The 19,768-nt window shown below is 68.6% G+C and carries 6 protein-coding genes; 2 read left to right on the top strand and 4 right to left on the bottom strand.

Features of this window, described 5'->3' with window-relative positions:
• Positions 1-58: 58 nt before the first annotated feature.
• From J2S76_RS16505 to J2S76_RS16520, 4 genes are all read right to left on the bottom strand, one after another.
• Entirely contained in the window at positions 59-1,168 is a 1,110-nt protein-coding gene (locus J2S76_RS16505) for an acetoin dehydrogenase dihydrolipoyllysine-residue acetyltransferase subunit (protein ID WP_307062078.1), read from the bottom strand.
• Between the two features lie 11 nt (positions 1,169-1,179).
• Positions 1,180-2,202, bottom strand: coding sequence for an alpha-ketoacid dehydrogenase subunit beta (locus J2S76_RS16510; RefSeq protein WP_307062080.1), 1,023 nt, complete (start codon positions 2,200-2,202; stop codon positions 1,180-1,182).
• A gap of 30 nt (positions 2,203-2,232) precedes the next feature.
• Entirely contained in the window at positions 2,233-3,216 is a 984-nt protein-coding gene (locus J2S76_RS16515; protein WP_307062082.1) for a thiamine pyrophosphate-dependent dehydrogenase E1 component subunit alpha, read from the bottom strand.
• Positions 3,217-3,281: 65 nt separating this feature from the next.
• Positions 3,282-4,358 (bottom strand): ATP-NAD kinase family protein, encoded by a 1,077-nt coding sequence (locus J2S76_RS16520; protein WP_307062085.1) that lies wholly within the window; start codon positions 4,356-4,358, stop codon positions 3,282-3,284.
• 338 nt (positions 4,359-4,696) lie between these two features.
• On the opposite strand from J2S76_RS16520, the gene J2S76_RS16525 reads away from it, so the two are divergent.
• Both J2S76_RS16525 and J2S76_RS16530 read left to right on the top strand, forming a co-directional pair.
• On the top strand, positions 4,697-6,706 hold the full coding sequence (locus tag J2S76_RS16525) for a sigma-54-dependent Fis family transcriptional regulator (protein WP_307062087.1): 2,010 nt from the start codon (positions 4,697-4,699) through the stop codon (positions 6,704-6,706).
• A gap of 237 nt (positions 6,707-6,943) precedes the next feature.
• A complete protein-coding gene (locus tag J2S76_RS16530) occupies positions 6,944-19,768 on the top strand; it encodes a GLUG motif-containing protein (protein ID WP_307062089.1) in 12,825 nt (4,274 codons plus the stop codon).

Consider the following 19,768-nt stretch of genomic DNA (forward strand, 5'->3'; position numbering starts at 1 on the left):
GGTTCCTCCTTCGCCGTCCGCGCGCGCGGACGGCGTTGTGGTTCGGGAAGGGTGAGGCTCAGGCGATGTGGGCGAGGATCAGTTCATTGACCCTTCCGGCCTTCTCCATCTGCACCATGTGGCCGGCGCCCTCGATCACCTCGACGGTCGCCCGCGCGCCGAGCGCCTGCGCATGGGTGGCGGGGATCACCTTGTCGCTGGCGCCTGCTATCACCAGAGCCGGCACGTCGGTGGCGGCGAGCGGCTCCGCCACCCGCTCGGCCTGCCGGCCGCCGGCGAACAGCGCGCCGGACAGGGCCGTGAGCACTTCCGCCACGCCGTCGAGCCGCTTGTACTTCAGCAGGTCGTCCACCAGCTGGCGGGTGACGGTTTCGGGATCGTGGAAAAGCTGTTCCAGCACGGGTTTCAGGTCGCGCCGCGAGGTCGCCTGCACGAAGCCGTCGGTGTAGCCGGCATTGATCTCAGGTCCGAGACCGGCCGAGCCGATCAGCGTCACCGAGGCGACGCGGCCGGCGGCGTCGAGCGCGGTGCGGGCGGCGATGGCGCCGCCCATGGAATGGCCGACCAGATGGGCGCGGTCGATGGCGAGCGCGTCCATGAAGCCGAGAAGCGCGGTGGACAGCCCCGTGAGCGAGGGATCGGCGAGCTTCTTGTCGGACTGGCCGTGGCCGGGAAGGTCGAGCGCATAGACGCTGGCGACCTCCGCCAGCGCGTCGATGTTGAACAGCCAATTGTCGAGATCGCCGCCGAAGCCGTGGATGAGGATGACGTTTTCCGCCCCTTCGCCGCGCCTGGCATAGCGCAGCCGCCCGGCCGGGGTGTCGATGAAGTGGTATCGGGGCGCCTCCTCCTTTGCCGCCTCGGCCGCCGCCTGCGTCGCATATTCGGCGACATAGGCGTCGATCTCGGCGTCCGGCACCGCGTCATCGGCGATGATGCCGAGCAGCGCCTTGACCGGATAGACCGTGTCCGGTGCGCCGATCACCCGGCGCAGCGTGCCCGTCTCATGGGCTTCGACCACGCCGGCGATCTTGTCGGTCTCCACTTCGACGATCTCGTCGCCCGGGGCGATGGCGGCACCGGCGGGCTTGAGCCAGCCGGTGACCTTGCCTTCCGACATCGACAGCCCCCATTTGGGCATGACGACCGGCTTGATGCGTTCATTCATCACGGGGCTCCTCACGCGGCCGACTTGACGGGGCCGGTGGTCTTGTGGACGGCGGCGACGATGGCCTCGGCCGAGGGGATGTAGAGATCCTCCAGCGCCGGCGAGAACGGCACCGGCGTGTGCGGGGCGGTGACCATCTGCGGTGCCGCTTTGAGCGCGCCGAAGGCGTGCTGCGCGACATAGGCGGCGACGTCGGTGGCGAGGGAGCAGCGCGGATTGGCCTCGTCGATGACGACGAGCCGGCCGGTGTTCTCCACGCTCTCGATCACCGTGTCCCAGTCGATCGGCGAGAGGGTGCGCAGGTCGATCACCTCGGCCGAGATGCCGGAGCGGGCGAGCGTGTCGGCGGCGGCGAGGGCGCGCGGCACGGTGAGGCCATAGCCGACCAGGGTCACGTCCTTGCCGTCGCGCACGATGTTGGCCTCGCCAAAGGGGATGGCGTAGCTCTCCTCCGGCACGTCGGCCTCCGAGCCATACAGCGCCTTGTGCTCGCAGAAGATCACCGGGTCGTCGTCGCGGATCGCCTGGATCAGCAGGCCCTTGGCGTCATAGGCGTTGGAGGGGCACACCACTTTCAGCCCAGGAATATGGGTGAACAGGGGGGTGAGCATCTGCGAATGCTGGGCGGCGGCGCGAAAGCCGGCGCCGACCATGGCGCGGATGACCACCGGCGTCTTCGCCTTGCCGCCGAACATGTATTTGAACTTGGCGGCCTGGTTGAAGATCTGGTCGAAGCACACGCCCATGAAGTCGAGGAACATCAGTTCCGCCACCGGGCGCATGCCGCAGGCCGCCGCGCCAATGGCGGCGCCGATATAGGCGCTCTCCGACAGCGGGGTGTCCATCAGCCGGTTGCCGTGCTTGGCGTGCAGCCCCTTGGTGACGCCGAGAACGCCGCCCCAGGCATCCATCTCGCCGGGGGCGCCGGCGCCGCCGACAATGTCCTCGCCGAGGAGGATGACGGTGGGATCGCGGCGCATTTCGAGATCGAGCGCTTCGTTGATCGCCTGCTTGTAGCTGATCATGCGGGCCATGGGATTCCCTCCTTTTATTGGTTGCTTGGCTCAGTAGCTGACATAGACATCGGTGGTGAGTTCGCGCGGGCCGGGCAGCGGCGCGCCCTTGGCGGTTTCCACCGCGTCGTCGATCAGGGCGGCCACCTCGCGGTCGATCAAAGCGAGGTCGGCATCGGCGACGATTCCGGCCGCCGTGACGCGGGCGCCGAACAGCTTCAGGCAGTCGCGATGGGCGCGGTTATGCTCGTTCTCGCCCTTGGCCTTGTAGGTCTGGGCGTCGCCCTCGAAATGGCCGAAGAAGCGCACGGTCTTGCATTCGAGCAGGGCCGGCCCGCCGCCCTCGCGGGCGCGCTTGATGATCTCGCCCGCCGCCTCGTAGACGGCGAAGAAATCCGTGCCGTCCACCGTCACGCCCGGCAGGCCGAAGCCGGCGGCGCGGTCGACATAGGAATCGACGGCGGTGGCGTATTCGACCGACGTGGATTCGGCGTAGCCATTGTTCTCGACCACGAAAATGACCGGCAGGTTCCAGATCGCGGCGAGGTTCATGCTCTCCAGCACCGTGCCCTGATTGGCCGCGCCATCGCCGAAGAAGGTGAGGCCGACGCCGCCATCGCCACGGAACTTGGCGGCGAGGCCGGCGCCGCAGATCAGCGGCGCGCCGGCGCCGAGAATGCCGTTCGCTCCCATCATGCCCTTGGACAGGTCGGCAATGTGCATGGAGCCGCCCTTGCCGCGGCAGCAGCCCGTCGCCTTGCCGTAGATCTCGCCCATCATCTCATGGACATCGACGCCCTTGGCGATGCAGTGGCCATGGCCGCGATGGGTGGAGGCGATGCGGTCGATGTCGGTGAGGTGCATCATGATGCCGGTCGCGCAGGCTTCCTCACCGGCATAGAGGTGGACGAAGCCGGGAATGTCGCCCTTGGCGAATTCCACATGCAGCCGCTCCTCGAAATCGCGGATGGTGCGCATGGTGCGGTAGGCGGTCAGCAAGTCGTCCCGGGAGAGGGGAAAGGGATTGTTGGTCATGGCGTTGTCGTTCCTCCTTGGGCATGCCGGGCTTTGGCCGGCGTTGTTGTCGGGGCGGGCACGGCTCAGGCGCCCGCCAGCAGCGGGACGGGGTGGAGAGCGGGGGTGGCGTGGCGCAGCAGCAGTTTTTCGCGGGCGGCGTATGCCATCACGGCGGCGACATCGACGGTGCGGAAGGCGGCGTCCTGCAGCGTGATCGCCACCTGCTGATGCCCGTCGAAGAACAGCTCGCGTTCGCCATCGAGCGCCACCGCGCCGGCGGCCATGTCGGGCGAGAACAGCTTTCCCGCCGGCATGCGGCGCCAGCCTTCGACGCCAACCGGCGTGACGAGCCCGGGCGCGATAGGCGCGCAGACCGTCATCGCGGCGGTGGCCGCCGGGGCGAGGGTGAGGGCGAGCCCGCCCGGCTCGCGGCGGCTGACCGGCTCGACCAGCCCGGCAATGGCGGCCATGCCGATCACTTCCGGGTCGGCGAAGGCGACATAGAGCTCGCGGAAGGTCTCGGTGCGCCAGAGGGCGCGCGCCCCGACATAGCGGTCGGTGACGAGGGCGACATCGACGAGGGCGATTTCCGGCGGGCCGCCATCGATGCGGACCTCGATCTTCTTGTTGGCGGCGAAGGCGAGGCCGGCCGGCACACGCCCCATGGCGGCCAGCCCGGTGGCGAGGCCGGTGATGGTGGGCTCGCGATGCTCGGGAAAGGCGTTGTTGGTACCGGTGGAGATGCCGGCGATCGGCACGCTGCCGCATTCGGCGACCACGGCGCGGTGGGTGCCGTCGCCGCCGAGCACGATGATGGCGGCGATGTCGCCGGCCTCGCGCATCATCCGTGCGGCGCGGCGCGTGTCGTCGGCGGTGCCCGTCACCGGCATGGCGAGATGGGTCAGGCGGGGAAAGCGCGCCTCGCCCTGCGCATTGGAGCGCTCCATGCCGCGCAGCACATGGGTGGCGATGCCGCCGCGCTCGGGCATCATCACCACATCCTCGATGCCGCAGGCGGCCAGCGCGGCCAGCGCCCGCAGCACGATGTTGGCCCGGTCCGCCACCTGCACGCTGTTGGCGCTGGCGACGACGCGGCGAATGTCGCGTGCCGAGATCGGATTGGCGATGATGCCGACCTTCGGCGGCGTCTGTGACGTCATCCGGCGTCCTTCCCGTGGCGTTCGTCCCATGGGCCGCGCCTTTGCCGGCGGGCCTCGTTTGTGCCGCTTCTCACCGCAAGCGGCGGGCCAAGTGCGGCGAGGGGCTCAAGTCATTGATTTGGCTGGGGGGAGGGGGCAGACGCGGTCGCGTCCCGGTGCGGCGGCGGCGCCGCAGCTGTGGCGGTGGCTGCAACAGGTGTGGCGCCCGGTTCACTTCGTGATGCAGGGCGACGGGGCGGTGCTTGCACCCGCCCGCCAAGGGGACGACACTCGGCTGAAACGGGAGGCTACATCCCGATGCCGGCACGTCCGGCGCGAACATTTCCGGGAGGACGCCGATGAGACGGGAACAGGCCGCTCATATCGACGAGCTCGTGCGTGCCGCCGGCGGAGCGGCGACCCGACGCGACGCGGTGATCCAGGAATCCTGGCGGCGCTGCGTGAGCGAGCACCATCTCGACCCCGAGGTGCTGCGCGAGCCCTGCATTCTCACCGCCACCCGGCTGCGCGAGCACCGGGACGCGATGGAGGAATTCACCCATACGGCGCGCTTCGGCGTGGAGACGCTTTACCGGCAGGTGGCGGGCCTCGGCTATGTGCTGCTGCTCACCGACGCCAAGGGCGTCACCGTCGATTTCATCGGCGACCCGACCTTCGACAATAATCTGATGCGCGCCGGCCTCTATCTCGGCGCCGACTGGAACGAGCAGCATGCCGGCACCTGCGCGGTGGGCACCTGCATCCACACCGGCGAGGCGCTGGTGGTGCACCAGACCGACCATTTCGACGCCACCCATATTCCGCTGACCTGCACCGCCGCCCCGGTCTATGACCCGTTCGGCGCGCTGGCGGCCGTGCTGGACATTTCCGCCCTGCGCTCGCCCGAGCCGAAGGAGAGCCAGTTTCTCGCCCTGCAATTCGTCAAGGGCGTCGCCAACAAGATCGAGACGGCCAATCTGGTGAACCGCTTCCGGCGCGAATGGATCGTCAAGCTCGCCGCCTCGCCCGAATTCGTCGATGTCGAGCCGAGCTATGTGCTGGCGGTGGACGGTGCGGGGCGGCTGCTCGGCTTCAACAATGCCGCCCGGCAGCTGCTGCTGCGCGAGGCGGCGGGGCAGGGGGCGGGGCTAGCGGCGGGGCTGGCGGCGCCGGGATTGGTGGGGCGCCGGCTGGGGGATTTCTTCCAGCTTGATGTCGACGATCTGCCGCGTTTCTCGCATGCGCTGCCGGCCGCCCAGCGGCTGGTCCGGCTCGCCGGCTCCGGCACGCCGCTGTTTGCCGCCACGCTGGCGCCGCCCAGCCGGCCGGGCCGGGCCATCGCCGAGCCGGCGGCGCCCGCCCTGCCGGCACCGCTGGCGGCGCTGTTCCGCGACGATCCGGCAATGCGGCAGGTGACGGCGCGCGCGGCCAAGCTGGTCAACACCCAGATGAGCCTGCTGATCACCGGCGAGACCGGCTCCGGCAAGGAATATCTCGCCAAGGCGATCCACGCCGCCGGCGCCCGGGCCGCCCGGCCCTTCGTGCCTGTCAACTGCGCCGCGCTGCCGGAATCGCTGGTCGAGGGCGAATTGTTCGGCTACGAGGCCGGCGCCTTCACCGGCGCCGCCGCCCGCGGCAAGAAGGGGCTGGTGCTGGAAGCCGATGGCGGCACGCTGTTCCTCGACGAGATCGGCGACATGCCGCTGCCGCTGCAGACAAGGCTGCTGCGCGTGCTGGCCGAGCGCGAGGTCACCCCGCTCGGCCGGTCAAAGCCGGTGCCGGTCAATATCCGCGTCATCGCCGCCACCCATCGCGACCTGGTGGACGAGATCAAGGCCGGGCGATTCCGCGAGGATCTGTATTTCCGCATTTCGGGCGCCGTGCTCGCCTTGCCGGCGCTGCGGGAGCGGCGCGATCTCGACTGGCTTGTGAGCCGGCTCATAGCCGGCCGCTGCGATGCCGGTGGCGCGCGTTTCAGCCTGTCGGAGGCGGCGCGGGCGGCGCTGGCGGCGCATGGCTGGCCCGGCAATATCCGCGAACTCGCCAACGCCCTCGACTATGCCTGCGCGGTGGCGGAGAGCGGCATGATCGGCCTCGACGATCTGCCCGACCGGCTGCAGGGGCTGGCGCCGGAACGTGCGGTGGGCGGGGCACTGCCCGCCATGGCGCGTGCCCGCCCATCGGACCTTCCCTGCGCCCTGGCTGGCCCCAGCAACGGGCGCGACGAACTGATCGCCGCCCTCGCCGCGCAGGGCTGGAACGTGTCGGCGGCGGCACGCGAACTCGGCCTCGACCGGACCACGGTGCATCGCCGGATGCGGCGCTTCGGGCTGGTGGCGCAGCGGCAGGGGGCGAGCCTGATCTCCTGAGCACGCCGCTTATCCGCCTGGACGGTGGGGCGCGGGCCGGGGACTCCCCGGCACGCTCGGCGATGAGGGAAGGGCCCGGGCCTCAGGGCAGGGGCGGCACCGGCTGACGGACTCCGGACGGTCTGACCAAAAATAAACAGGTGGCGCGCGGCTGAATCCCGTCGGCGGCGGTGGAGGAATGGCGCGGTTGCGTGGTAGGTAGCTTGGTGGGTATTCCCCCCGGGGCTATGAGAGAGCATGCGGTTTATTTCGTCCCCCCGTGCCCGCGGGGTCGCCGCCGCACAGTTCCTGGCCAGCGCCGCGTTTCTCGCCTCCAGCCTGCCCGCCCTTTCCCAGAGTGCCTTGCCCACAGCGCCCCGCGTGGCCGCCGGCGCGGCGAGCGTGGCGGCGACCTCGGCGACCAGCGTGCTGGTGACGCAGACGTCGCGCAACGCCATCATCAATTGGGGCTCGTTCTCCGTCGGCGCCGGCAATGCCGTGCGCTTCGAGAATGGCACCGGGGCGACGCTGAACCGCGTCACCGGCTTCTCGCCCTCGCAGATCGACGGCTCGCTCTCGGCCTCGGGCAGCCTCTATCTCGTCAATCCCAACGGCGTCACCATCGGGTCGGACGGCAGCGTCCTCACCGGCGGCAGCTTCATAGCCTCCACCCATGATGTGGCGGATGGCGAGTTCATGGCCGGCGGCGCCATGACCTTCCGCGGCACCAGCACCGCGTCCGTCACCAATTACGGCACCATCGGCGCGCTGGGCGGCGATGTGGCGCTGATCGCCCGCAAGGTGGACAATGCCGGCACCATCACCGCGCCCGAGGGCACGGCCGCACTCGTCGCCGGCTATGAGATTCTGGTGCGCGACGGCGCGCTTTCCGACGGCAAGTTCGTGGTCAAGGTCGGCGGGGCGGATACCGAGGCCACCACGCGCGGGGTGATCAAGGCGGCCGAGGTCGAGCTGAAGGCCAATGGCGGCAATGTCTATGCGCTGGCCGGCAATACGGGCAGCCTGACCAAGGCCACGGGCGTGGCGACCAAGGGCGGGCGGGTGTTCCTCACCGCCGGCGCCGGCGGCAGGGTCTCCGTCAGCCAGAAGGTTTCGGCCCGCAAGTCGAATGGCGCGGGCGGGTCGGTCAAGGTTTCCGGCAAGACGGTGAAGGTCGCCGGCACGCTCGACGCGGCGGGCAAGAAGGCCGCGGGCGGCTCCATCGTGGTGGAGGGCCGCGATATCACCCTCAACAACGCCGCCCTGCTCGATGCCTCCGGCACAAATGGCGGGCTGGTGCTGGTCGGCGGCGACTACCAGGGCAGCAAGGATGCCGCCAAGAACTATCTGAGCGAGGCCGTCGCCACGGCGCAGACGGTGACGGTGGAAGCCGGCGCTGTTATCAACGCCTCCGGCGCCGCCGGGGCGGGCGGCAATGTCGTGGTGTGGTCGGATGCCCGGACATCATTTGCCGGCTCAATAGTCGCGACGGGCGCGGGCACCGGCGCGGGCGGCGATGCGGAAGTGTCCGGCAAGGCGCGGCTTGCCTTCACCGGCACGGCGGATTTGACCAGCGCCAGCGGCCGGTTCGGCACGCTGCTGCTCGACCCCTATAATCTCACCATTTCCAACGCCGCCGACAGCACCCTGTCCGGCTTCAGCGCCAATGGCGATGACAGCGTGCTGAACGTGACGACGCTGACGACCGCGCTTGCCACGGCGAACGTGACCGTGACGACCGGCACCGGCGGCACCCAGGCCGGCACCATCACGGTGGCGGATGAGGTCGCCTGGTCCAGCGGCTCGACACTGACGCTCTCCGCCTATGGCGACATCGTGGTGAACGCGGACCTCGTCGGCGGCACCGGGTCCAGCATCATTCTGCGCGCTGACAATACCGGCACCGGGGTGGGCACCGTGACCTTCGGCGGCAGCGTGACCGCCACCGCCGCTGCCGGCGTGACGATCTACTACAACCCGACCAGCTACGATTCGGCGACGGACTATGCCGTCAATGTCGGGGGCGGCTCTCCGCTCACCGCCTTTATGCTGGTGAACACGCTCGATAATCTCCAGGACATCAGCACGAACCTTTCCGGCACCTATGCGCTCGGCCGCGACATCGACGCCAGCGCGACGGCGAATTGGAATGCGGGCGCGGGCTTCGCGCCGATCGGAACCAGCGTGTCGGCCTTCTCCGGCACCTTCGACGGCCAGGGGCACGTCATCAGCGGCCTGATGATCAACCAGGCCTCTACACTTAATGTCGGGCTTTTTGGCAGCACGAGTAGTGCCACGATCAGCAATGTCGGCTTGGTGGGCGGCAGCATCGTCGGAAACAACGCGGTGGGTGCGCTGATAGGCTCCATGTCGGGGGGGAGTGTCTCGTCGGCTTATTCAACCACGTCGGTGACCGGCATTAATAACGTGGGCGGTCTGGTCGGTTATTCGAATCGCGCCCTCATCGAAGACAGCCATGCCGGCGGGAGCGTTGCCGCCACCGGTTCAAGTGTCGGTGGTCTGGTGGGCTACGCGCAGAACACGCTTGGCATCGACCGCTCCTACGCCACGGGCACTGTCTCGTCGACCCTGGCGTCGGGAAATGCCTATGTTGGCGGGCTCGTCGGTCAGGTGACGGGCAGCGGCAGCTATGGGGTGACGCAATCCTACGCCACAGGCACGGTGTCCGCCGTTGCCAATGGCGTGGGCGGTCTCGTGGGCCGGCTTGCCGGCGCCCTGATCGAAGATTCCTACGCAACGGGCAACGTCTCGGGTGGCAATTTCGTGGGCGGGCTGGTCGGGGCTGTGTCTGCCACCAGCTCATCGATCACCCGCGCCTACGCCCTCGGGAGCGTGACCGGCGAGACCGGGGTCGGCGGGCTGGTCGGCTATCGGGACGGGACCGCCTCATCCATCACCCAGACCTATGCCTCCGGCGCGGTCAGTGGCTCCGCCAGCGTGGGCGGGCTGGTGGGGCAGGCCGCGGGCGGCACCGTGTCGTCGTCCTATTGGGATACCGACACCACCGGCCAGGACGTCGGCGTGGGTGACGGCACCGCCACCGGCGTCACCGGCCTCACCACGGCGCAGGCGCGCGATGCCGCCTCCTATATCGGTTGGGATTTCGCCACCGACTGGTACCAGGCCGGCGACATGCGCCCGATCCTGCGCGCGGAAGCAGCGAGCGCGGTCGATGGCGTCGTCACCGTCACCAACCTGCACCAGCTGGCGCTGATCGGGACAAATCTCGCCGGCAGCTATGTGCTCGCCGGCGATATCGACGCCGCCGCCACAGCGGGCACCAATGCCGCCGGCATCTGGAGCACGCAGGGCTTCGTGCCGATCGGCAATGACAACGCCGCCTTCACCGGAACGCTCGACGGGCTGGGGCACGTCATCACCGGGCTGGTCATCGACCGGCCGACCACGGATTCTGTCGGCCTGTTCGGCTTTGCCGACTATGGCTCGGCGATCCGCAATCTCGGCCTCGTCGGCGGCAGCGTGACGGGCAAAGGCAGCGTGGGCGCGCTGGCAGGCTTAACGGTCGGCCAAGTCTCCAACGTGTCGAGCAACCTGTCCGTGGTGGGCAGCGGCTCCTTTGTCGGCGGCCTCGCCGGACTCAATGCTGGCGCCGGCATCTTTGACTCTTCCGCAACCGGGTCCGTGAGCGGCGTCGATTATGTCGGAGGGATTGCCGGAAACTCTCAGGCGTCCATAACCCGGTCCTATGCGACGGGAGCCGTGAATGGCCAAAATTACGTCGGCGGCCTTGCCGGCATCGCCGGAGGTACCGTCTCGGGGACCTATGCCACGGGAGCGGTGACGGCCACGGGCGACAATGTCGGCGGGCTCGTCGGCATGAACGGCGCGGCGGTGCAGAACTCCTACGCGACCGGCGCCGTCACGGGTGGATCGGACACCGGCGGGCTTGTCGGCACCAATTATGGTCTGGTCCAGACCTCCTACGCCCTCGGAAGCGTCACCGGCACCAGCAATGTCGGCGGTCTCGTCGGGGCCAATCGCGGCGCCAGCATCGACACCACATATGCGACCGGCGCCGTCACGGGCACGAGCGCTGTCGGCGGGCTTGTCGGCATCAACAACGGCGGCGGCAGCATTGCCTCGTCCTACTGGGACATGGAAACCACCGGCCGGGACGTCGGCGTGGGCGCGGGCGACGCCACGGGTGCCTTCGGCCTCACCACCGCGCAGGCGCGCAATGCCGCCTCCTATGTCGGCTGGGACTTCGACACCGTCTGGTTCCAGTCCGCCGACATGCGCCCGATCCTGCGCTCGGAAGCCGCGAGCGCGGTGGATGGCGTCATCACCATCTCCAACCTGCACCAGCTGGCGCTGGTCGGGGCGAATCTCGATGGCAGCTATGTGCTTCTCGCCGATATCGACGCTGCCGCCACCTATGGCGCGAATGCCTCGGATATCTGGGGGGCGGGCGGCTTCGTGCCGATCGGCAGCGCGTCGGCGGCGTTCACCGGGTCGTTCCACGGGGCGGGTCACACCATTGACGGGCTCGTCATCAACCGGGCGAGCACGGACAATGTCGGCCTGTTCGGGTCCATCAGCGGGGATGCCTTCCTGAACGATGTCGGCCTGATCGCCGCCAGCGTGAAGGGGCACGACAATGTCGGCACGCTGGTCGGCTCCATGGACGGCGGAAGCGTGAGCGGGGCCTCTGCGTCCGGGTCTATGACGGGCGCAAGCTATGTAGGGGGGCTGATCGGCAAGGCTTCCGGGGGAACCGTCACCGGCTCCCATGCCGCCGTGAGCGTGAGGGCGCCGAACGGCAATTATGTCGGCGGTCTCATCGGTCGAAGCGATGTCGCACTCGCGACTTCCTACGCGACCGGCGCGGTTAGCAACGGCGCGACCTATGTCGGCGGTCTGGTCGGCTACGCGACAGCCGCGATCACCGATAGCTACGCGAGCGGTGATGTGACCGGCCAAAATCAAGTTGGCGGGCTGGTCGGGCGGAGCGAAGGCGCGGTTTCCAACGCCTACGCCACCGGCAAGGTCAAGGCCAGCGTCGAATATGCGGGCGGCCTGATCGGCTATGCCACCGGCAACGTCACCAAGAGCTACGCGCTGGGTGACGTCAACGCCGGCGGCAGTGCGGGCGGGCTGATCGGGCTCGCGGCGTCGGGAACCATCACCCAAGCCTATGCCACCGGCAAAGTCACCGGCTTTAGCGCAACTGGCGGTTTTATCGGAACCAATGGCGGCGCCGCCCTCGTCTCCTCCTATTGGGACACGCAAACCTCCAACCAGTTGGGCGGTGTCGGTTCCGGCAGTTCCAGCGGGCTGACCGGGCTGACGACGGCCGAGGCGCGCAGCGCGTCATCCTATGTCGGCTGGGATTTCGCCAATGACTGGTACCAGGCCGGCGACATGCGCCCGATCCTGCGCTCGGAAGCGGCGGAGGCCGTGGGCGGCGTCGTCACCGTCACCAACCTGCACCAGCTGGCGCTGATCGGGACAAATCTCGCCGGCAGCTATGTGCTCGCCGGCGATATCGACGCCGCCGCCACAACGGGCACCAATGCCGCCGGCATCTGGAGCACGCAGGGCTGGGTGCCGCTCGGCAGCGACACCGCCGAATTCACCGGGACGTTTGACGGCGACGGCCATGGCATTGCCGGCCTGACGATCGCGCGCGACAGCGATTACAACGGTTTGTTCGGCTATGCCGGCACCAGCGCGGTGTTGCGCGACCTGACGCTTTCCGGCGGCAGCATTTCCGGCCTGGGGACCAATTCGGGCGGGCTGGTCGGCTACAGCAAGGGCACCATCACCAATGTCGTCTCGGGTGTGTCCGTTGCAGGGTCGAACAATATAGGCGGCCTGGTCGGCACGCTTGACGGTGGCAGCATTTCGGGATCGAGCGCGTCCGGCACGATCACCGGTGAGTGGGCCGGCGGCCTGGTCGGATCTGTCTTGGCCGGCACCATTTCGAACTCCTCCGCCAGCGGAACCGTCGGGGCCGTGGGAGTAACCTCGGGCGATTCGAGAGGCGGGCTGATCGGCTACCTTGCCGGAGGCACGCTCGCCAACAGCCATGCCACGGGACATGTCACCGGCGGCTATTCCGTGGGCGGCCTAATCGGCACGCTGGACGGGGCGAGCGTTACCGGTTCCTTCGCCACGGGCACGGTGGAGGGCGCGGGCTATGCGGGCGGCCTGGTCGGCGAAGGCCAGAATGGCTCCATTGCGCAGTCCTACGCCACCGGCTCGGTCTCGGCCAATGAACGGGTGGGCGGGCTGGTCGGCGCGGTGAGTGGCACCACCCTCACGCAAAGCTACGCCAGCGGAGCCGTCTCAGGCGGCGAAGCCATTGGCGGGCTGGTGGGAACGCTGGACGGGGGCAGCATCGAGCAAAGCTATGCGCTTGGTTCTGTCACGGGGAGCAACAGCAAGGTCGGCGGGCTCGTCGGCGATGCGGCACAAGGCACGATCTCGCAGGCCTACGCCTCCGGCGCGGTGTCCGCCGAAGGGTCGGGCGCCGACCTCTCCACGTTTGGCGGGTTCATCGGCAGCAACGGCACCGTAACCGTCACATCCTCCTACTGGGACAAGGGGACCAGCGGCCAGGCCTCCGGCGTCGGCACGGGTTCCGCGGACGGCATCACCGGGCTGGCGACGGCAGAGGCGCGCAGCTCGGCTTCCTATGTCGGCTGGGACTTCGACACGGTCTGGTACCAGGCCGGCGACATGCGCCCCATCCTGCGCTCGGAAACGGCCGAGGCGGTGGATGGCGTCATCACCGTTTCGAACCTGCACCAGCTCGCATTGATCGCCGTCGATCTCGGCGCGGACTATGTGCTGACCGCCGATATCGACGCCGCCGCCACGGCTGGAACGAACGCCTCGGACATTTGGAGCACGCAGGGCTGGGTGCCGCTCGGCAGCTCGGCCACGCCGTTCACCGGCACGCTCGACGGCGACGACCACGACATTGCCGGCCTGACCATCGCGCGCAGCGCTAGTTATAACGGCCTGTTCGGCTATGCCGGCACCAGCGCCGTGATCCGCGACCTGACGCTTTCCGGCGGCAGCATGTCCGGCTCCGGCAACTATTCCGGCGGCCTGGTCGCCTACAATATGGGCACCATCAGCAACGTCGACTCCGGCGTCGCCGTCGCCGCCGTGAACTATGCCGGCGGGCTGGTGGGCTATAATGCCGGCGGCAGCATTTCCGGGTCGAGCGCCTCGGGTGTTGTGACGGGCTGGACCTCCGGCGGGCTGGTCGGCACCAACACCGGTGCCATTTCGGACTCCTCCGCCAGCGGCAATGTCGGGCTGGCGAGCGACAATACGGTCGGCGGGCTGGTCGGCGAAAATGCCGGCGGCACACTGACCAATGTCCAGGCGACGGGCACTGTCACCGGCAGTTCGCCGGTCGGCGGGCTGGTCGGACAGCTGAATTCGGGCAGCATTGTCAATTCCTCGGCCAGTGGCGACGTCACCGCTTTCTGGAGCTCCGCCGGCGGTCTCGTCGGCTATATGGTGGCGGGCAGCATCACAGGCAGCACGGCCAGCGGCGACGTCACCGTCTCCGCGAACTCGTCCTCCACAGCGGTGGGCGGGCTCGTCGGCCAGGGTGACAATGGCACGATCGCCAGCTCCTCGGCCTCCGGCGCCGTGGTGGCGACCGCAGCGGAGCAGGCGACGGCGGGCGGCCTCGTCGGTTCGGCGGGGGCGATCGCGATCACCTCCAGCCACGCCTCCGGCGACGTTTCCGCCGACGGCGCCTTCACGCTGGCCGGCGGGCTGGTGGGCGATACCAACGCCACGATCGGCGCCAGCTATGCCACCGGCGACGTGTCGAGCGCCGGCTATGCCGGCGGGCTGGCCGGCCGCAGCTCGGCCGCGATCACCGGGTCCCATGCCGCCGGCACCATCACCGCCACCGGCGACTATGCCGGCGGGCTGGTGGGCTATGCGGGCGGCACCATCGGCAGCAGCTACGCGACGGGCGCCGTGTCCGGCACCGGCTATGTCGGCGGGCTGGCGGGCATCAACTATGCCGCGATCACCGCCTCCTATGCCAGCGGCGCTGTCACCGCCACCAGCTCCTATGCCGGCGGGCTGGTCGGCTATGCCAACGCGACCATCGACACGAGCCACGCCACCGGTGACGTCACAGGCACTGACTATGTCGGCGGGCTGGCGGGCATCAATTATCAGGCGATCACCGCCTCCTATGCGCGGGGACGCGTTACCGCCACCGACAGCTATTCCGGCGGGTTGGTGGGCTATGCGAACGCGTCCATCGATGCCAGCTACGCCACCGGTGCTGTGTCCGGCACCGACTATGTCGGCGGGCTGGCGGGCCGGAGCGCCGAGAGCATCACCGGCTCGCATGCGATCGGCGACGTCACCGCCACCGCCGCCTCTTCCGGCGGGCTGGTGGGCTATGCCAATTTCCCCGTTTCCGACAGCTACGCCACGGGCGACGTCTCCGGCACCACCCAGGTCGGCGGGCTGATCGGCAACACCAGCACGCAGGGATCGATGCAGCGGGTCTATGCCACCGGCGATGTCACCGGCACGGGCGACTATGTCGGCGGGCTGGTCGGCATCTCCGGGGCGGCGATTTCCAATGCCTATGCCACCGGCACGGTCACCACCACCGGGGACTATGTCGGAGGCCTGGTCGGTTATCTCGAGGCCGGCCTGTCTCTCAGCCATGCCACCGGGTCCGTGAGCGGCAAGGACTATGTCGGCGGCCTCGTCGGCATCAGCGGTTCGGGCATTGGCATCAGCGCGTCCTATGCCTCCGGAAGCGTTTCCGGCACCACCTATGTCGGCGGATTCATCGGCCAGAGCAACGGGGCGATTTCGCAGAGCTATGCGCTCGGCGCCGTCACCGGCACCGGCACTGTCGGCGGCTTCGTCGGCGACAACCGCACCGGCCTCGATCAGGTTTACGCCACCGGCCACGTGATCGGCGCCTCCGTCGTTGGCGGGCTGGTCGGTTCCAACAGTTCGACGATCACCTCGTCCTATTGGGACATGGACACCACCGCCCAGTCCGCCGCCGTCGGGTCGGGCAGCGCCACCGGCGCCACCGGCCTCTCAACCGCGCAGGCGCGCGATGCCGCGTCCTATGTCGGCTGGGACTTCGACGCCGTGTGGTACCAGACCGGCGACATGCGCCCGATCCTGCGCGCGGAAGCGGCGAGCGCGGTGGGCGGCGTCGTCACCGTCTCCAACCTGCACCAGCTGGCGCTGATCGGCACGGATCTGGCCGGCAGCTATGTGCTGGGGGCGAATGTCGACGCCACCGCCTCTGCCGGCACCGACGCCGCCGGCATCTGGGGCGCGGGCGGCTTCGTGCCGATCGGCAATTTCGGTGACCGTTTTTCCGGCGATCTCGACGGCCAGGGGCATGTGATCTCCGGCCTGACGATCAACCGGCCGACGACCGATTATGTCGGCCTGTTCGGCTATGTCGCCAACGCCGGCAGCCTCACCAATGTCGGCCTCATCGGCGGCAGCATCACCGGCCAGAACTATGTCGGCGGGCTGGCCGGGCAGGCGAACGGAACCGTGTCCGATGTCTATGCCTCGGCGGCTGTGACCGGCGAAAACAATGTCGGCGGTCTGCTGGGCCGAAGCGGGCCTCAGTCGTCGATTTCGAAGGCCTATGCCACGGGGGCCGTTTCCGGCATCCAATATGTCGGCGGTCTTGTCGGCTACGTATCGGGCGGAGCCGTCAGCTACGCCTATGCGACCGGAAGCGTGACCGGCACCACCTATGTCGGCGGCCTCATCGGGAACATGGTCAGCGGCACCCTCTCGCAAGCCTATGCCTCCGGGGCGGTTTCGGGCACGAACAACACCGCTGGCCTGATTGGCGATCGAAACAGCGGTACCGCCACTCTCTCCTTCTGGGACAAGGGCACTTCCGGCCAGGAGAATGGCGTCGGCGCGGGCTCCTCCGACGGCATTACCGGCCTCACCACCGATGAGGCGCGCACCTCCGTCGCCTATACCGGCTGGGACTTCGCCACCGACTGGTACCAGGCCGGTGACATGCGCCCCATTGGCCGCTGGGAAGCGGCGGACGCGGTCGATGGCGTCATCGCCGTCAATAATCTGCACCAGCTGGCGCTGATCGGCGCCGATCTTGGCGCGACCTATGTCCTGACCGCCGATATCGACGCCTCGGCCACCGAAGGCACCGATGCCGCCGGCATCTGGAGCGCGTATGGCTGGCTGTCGCTCGGCAGCGAGGGCGATGCCTCCACCGCCTTCACCGGCACGCTGGACGGACAGGGCCACGACATTGCCGGCCTGACCATTGCGCGCAACGCCAGTTACAACGGCCTGTTCGGCTATGCCGAGACCAGCGCGGTGTTCCGCGACCTGACGCTCTCAGGCGGCAGCATTTCCGGCTCGGTCCTCTATTCCGGCGGCCTGGTCGCCTACAACAAGGGCACGATCACCAACGTCGCCTCCAGCGTCACCGTCGCCGCCAGCAACTATGCCGGCGGGCTGGCCGGCGCCAATAGCGGCACGATTTCCGGATCGAGCGCCTCGGGTGTCGTGACGGGCTGGACCTCCGGCGGGCTGGTCGGCAGCAACAGCGGCGCCATCTCCAATTCCTCCGCCAGCGGCGATGTGGGTCTCGCCTCGGACAATTGGGTCGGCGGCCTGGTCGGGCAGAACAGCGGCACGCTGACCAATGTCCAGGCGTCGGGCGCTGTGACAGGCAATTCGCCGATCGGCGGTCTGGTCGGCCAGATGGATTCCGGCAGCATCACCAATGGCTCGGCCAGCGGCGATGTCACCGCCTTCTGGGACTCCGCCGGCGGACTGGTCGGCTTTATGCTGGATGGCAGCATCACCGGCAGCACGGCCAGCGGCGATGTCACCCTCAACGCGAACTCGTCCTCCACAGCGGCGGGCGGCCTCGTGGGCAAGGCTGACTATGGCACGATCACCAGCTCCTCGGCGTCCGGCGCCGTGGTGGCGACCGCGTCGGACGAGGCGACGGCGGGCGGCCTTGCCGGCTCAGCCGGCGGGATGATCATCACCAACAGCTACGCGACCGGCACGGTGGCCGCCTCGGGTGGGACCACAATGGCGGGCGGGCTGGCGGGCTCCAGCTACGGCACGATCGACGGCAGCCACGCGACGGGTAGTGTTGCGGGCGCCGGCCAAGTCGGCGGGCTGGTGGGCTGGAGCGCCGGCTCGATCACCGCGTCCTATGCCACGGGGGCCGTGACGGCCACCGACCAGGAGGCGGGCGGCCTCGTTGGACGCAATGAGGGGTCGATCTCCTCCTCCTACGCCACCGGGAAGGTGAACGGGCAGAGCGACAAGGCGGGCGGGCTGGTCGGCACCAACACCGGCTCGATCACCCTGTCCTATGCCTCGGGAGCGGTGGAGGGGGGCGCCAACAGTGTCGGCGGGCTTGTCGGCTGGAATGATGGCGGCAGCCTAACGAGCGTCTATGCCACCGGCAGCGTCTCGGGCGTGATGTATATCGGTGGCGTTGTCGGTTGGAATGCCGGTGACATCAGCCAGGCTTACGCCACGGGAGCGGTGACGGCATCGAACGGATTTGTCGGCGGTCTTGCCGGGATGCAGGAGCCCGGCACCGGCACCTTCACCGCTTCGTTCTGGGATACCCAGACGACCGGGCAGGAGTCTGCCGTTGGCTTCGGCATCAGCTCCGGCACCACCGGCCTCACCACGGCCGACTTCCAGGACACCGCCAGCTTCATGACGCTGGCTGGCGGCCAGGGCTGGGATTTCGCCACCGTCTGGGCCCCGCCCAGCGCCGGCTATTACCCGCAGCTCTATGCCGTGAACGCGGTTGTCTGGGTGGACACCACGGCCTCCACCTCGACCTATGGCGACAGCACTGCCACCGTCACCTCGGCCAGCGGCGCCGGCGGGCCGGACAGCTATGTCTTCGGCAGCGCGGATGACAGCGTGACCCTCACGGGCGGCACGATCGCCATCGATCCGACCACCAATGCCGGGACCCAGGCGGTTGCCCTCACGTCGCAGAACGGGTCGGCCACCAGCACGGATGGCGTGAGCTATCGCGTCTTCTATTACGGCACCAACACGGCGACGGTCGCGCAGGCCACCCTGACCGTGACTGCCGATGATGGCGACATGGTCTATGGCGACGCGGTGCCGAGCCTTGGCTACACCACGTCGGGCTGGAAGAACGGCCAGGGCAGCCAGTCGGCGACGCTGCTGACCGGGGTGACGGTCAGCACCGACGCGACCTCGCTCTCGGATGTCGGCAGCTATGCCACCACGGCTTCAGGCGGCACGCTGAACGGGGCGGCGTCGGGCAATTACGCGCTGACCTATGTCCAGGGTGACTTCGCGGTCGAGGCGCGGGCGATCACGGTGACCGCCGACGCGCAGACCATGACCTATGGCAATGCCGTGCCTGATCTGACCTATGAGGTGACGTCAGGCGATCTGGTCAATGGCGACACCCTCGCCGGCGCACTGGCGACGACGGCGTCCTCGACCGCCAATGTCGGCAGCTACGCCATCACCCAGGGCACGCTCAACGCCTCCTCCAACTACGCGCTGACCTATGTCGCGGCTGATGTGACGATCGACCAGCGGGGCGTGACGGTCGTCGCCGACAACCAGTCCATGCTGGAGGGTGCGCGGGTGCCTGACCTGACCTACACGCTGGCCAGCGGCAGCCTGGTGAATGGCGACGCCTTCACCGGCGCGCTGGCGACGACGGCCACGTCCGGCTCGTCGCCCGGCCTCTATCCGATCCTGCAGGGCAGCCTCTCGCTCTCGGCCAACTACGCTATGACCTATGTGCCCGGCGAACTCGCCGTTCTCAACAATCAGCCGACGATCATCGTACCGCCGAGCGTGTTCATTCCCCAGACTCCGCAGGACCAGTGGGTGGTCACGATGGACACCTTCGTCCTGGTGATGGAGACCGAGGAAAGCACGGATGACGGCGAGGATGGCTCGGCGAGTGCGTGCGAAGGCGGTCCGGCGATCTGCGCCAGCCTGCCTCATCCCGACAATCGCTCCTTTGGCCGATGGCTGGCCTTCAACGTGCCGTGA

Origin of the sequence: Ancylobacter vacuolatus, from assembly GCF_030813595.1 — a bacterium.
Lineage (GTDB): Bacteria > Pseudomonadota > Alphaproteobacteria > Rhizobiales > Xanthobacteraceae > Ancylobacter > Ancylobacter vacuolatus.

Bases quoted from the DNA above. Each gene is read 5' to 3' on its own strand.
- J2S76_RS16510 (WP_307062080.1), bottom strand. From the start codon at position 2,202: ATGGCCCGCATGATCAGCTACAAGCAGGCGATCAACGAAGCGCTCGAT.
- J2S76_RS16525 (WP_307062087.1), top strand. From the start codon at position 4,697: ATGAGACGGGAACAGGCCGCTCATATCGACGAGCTCGTGCGTGCCGCC.
- J2S76_RS16505 (WP_307062078.1), bottom strand. From the start codon at position 1,168: ATGAATGAACGCATCAAGCCGGTCGTCATGCCCAAATGGGGGCTGTCG.
- J2S76_RS16520 (WP_307062085.1), bottom strand. From the start codon at position 4,358: ATGACGTCACAGACGCCGCCGAAGGTCGGCATCATCGCCAATCCGATC.
- J2S76_RS16515 (WP_307062082.1), bottom strand. From the start codon at position 3,216: ATGACCAACAATCCCTTTCCCCTCTCCCGGGACGACTTGCTGACCGCC.
- J2S76_RS16530 (WP_307062089.1), top strand. From the start codon at position 6,944: ATGCGGTTTATTTCGTCCCCCCGTGCCCGCGGGGTCGCCGCCGCACAG.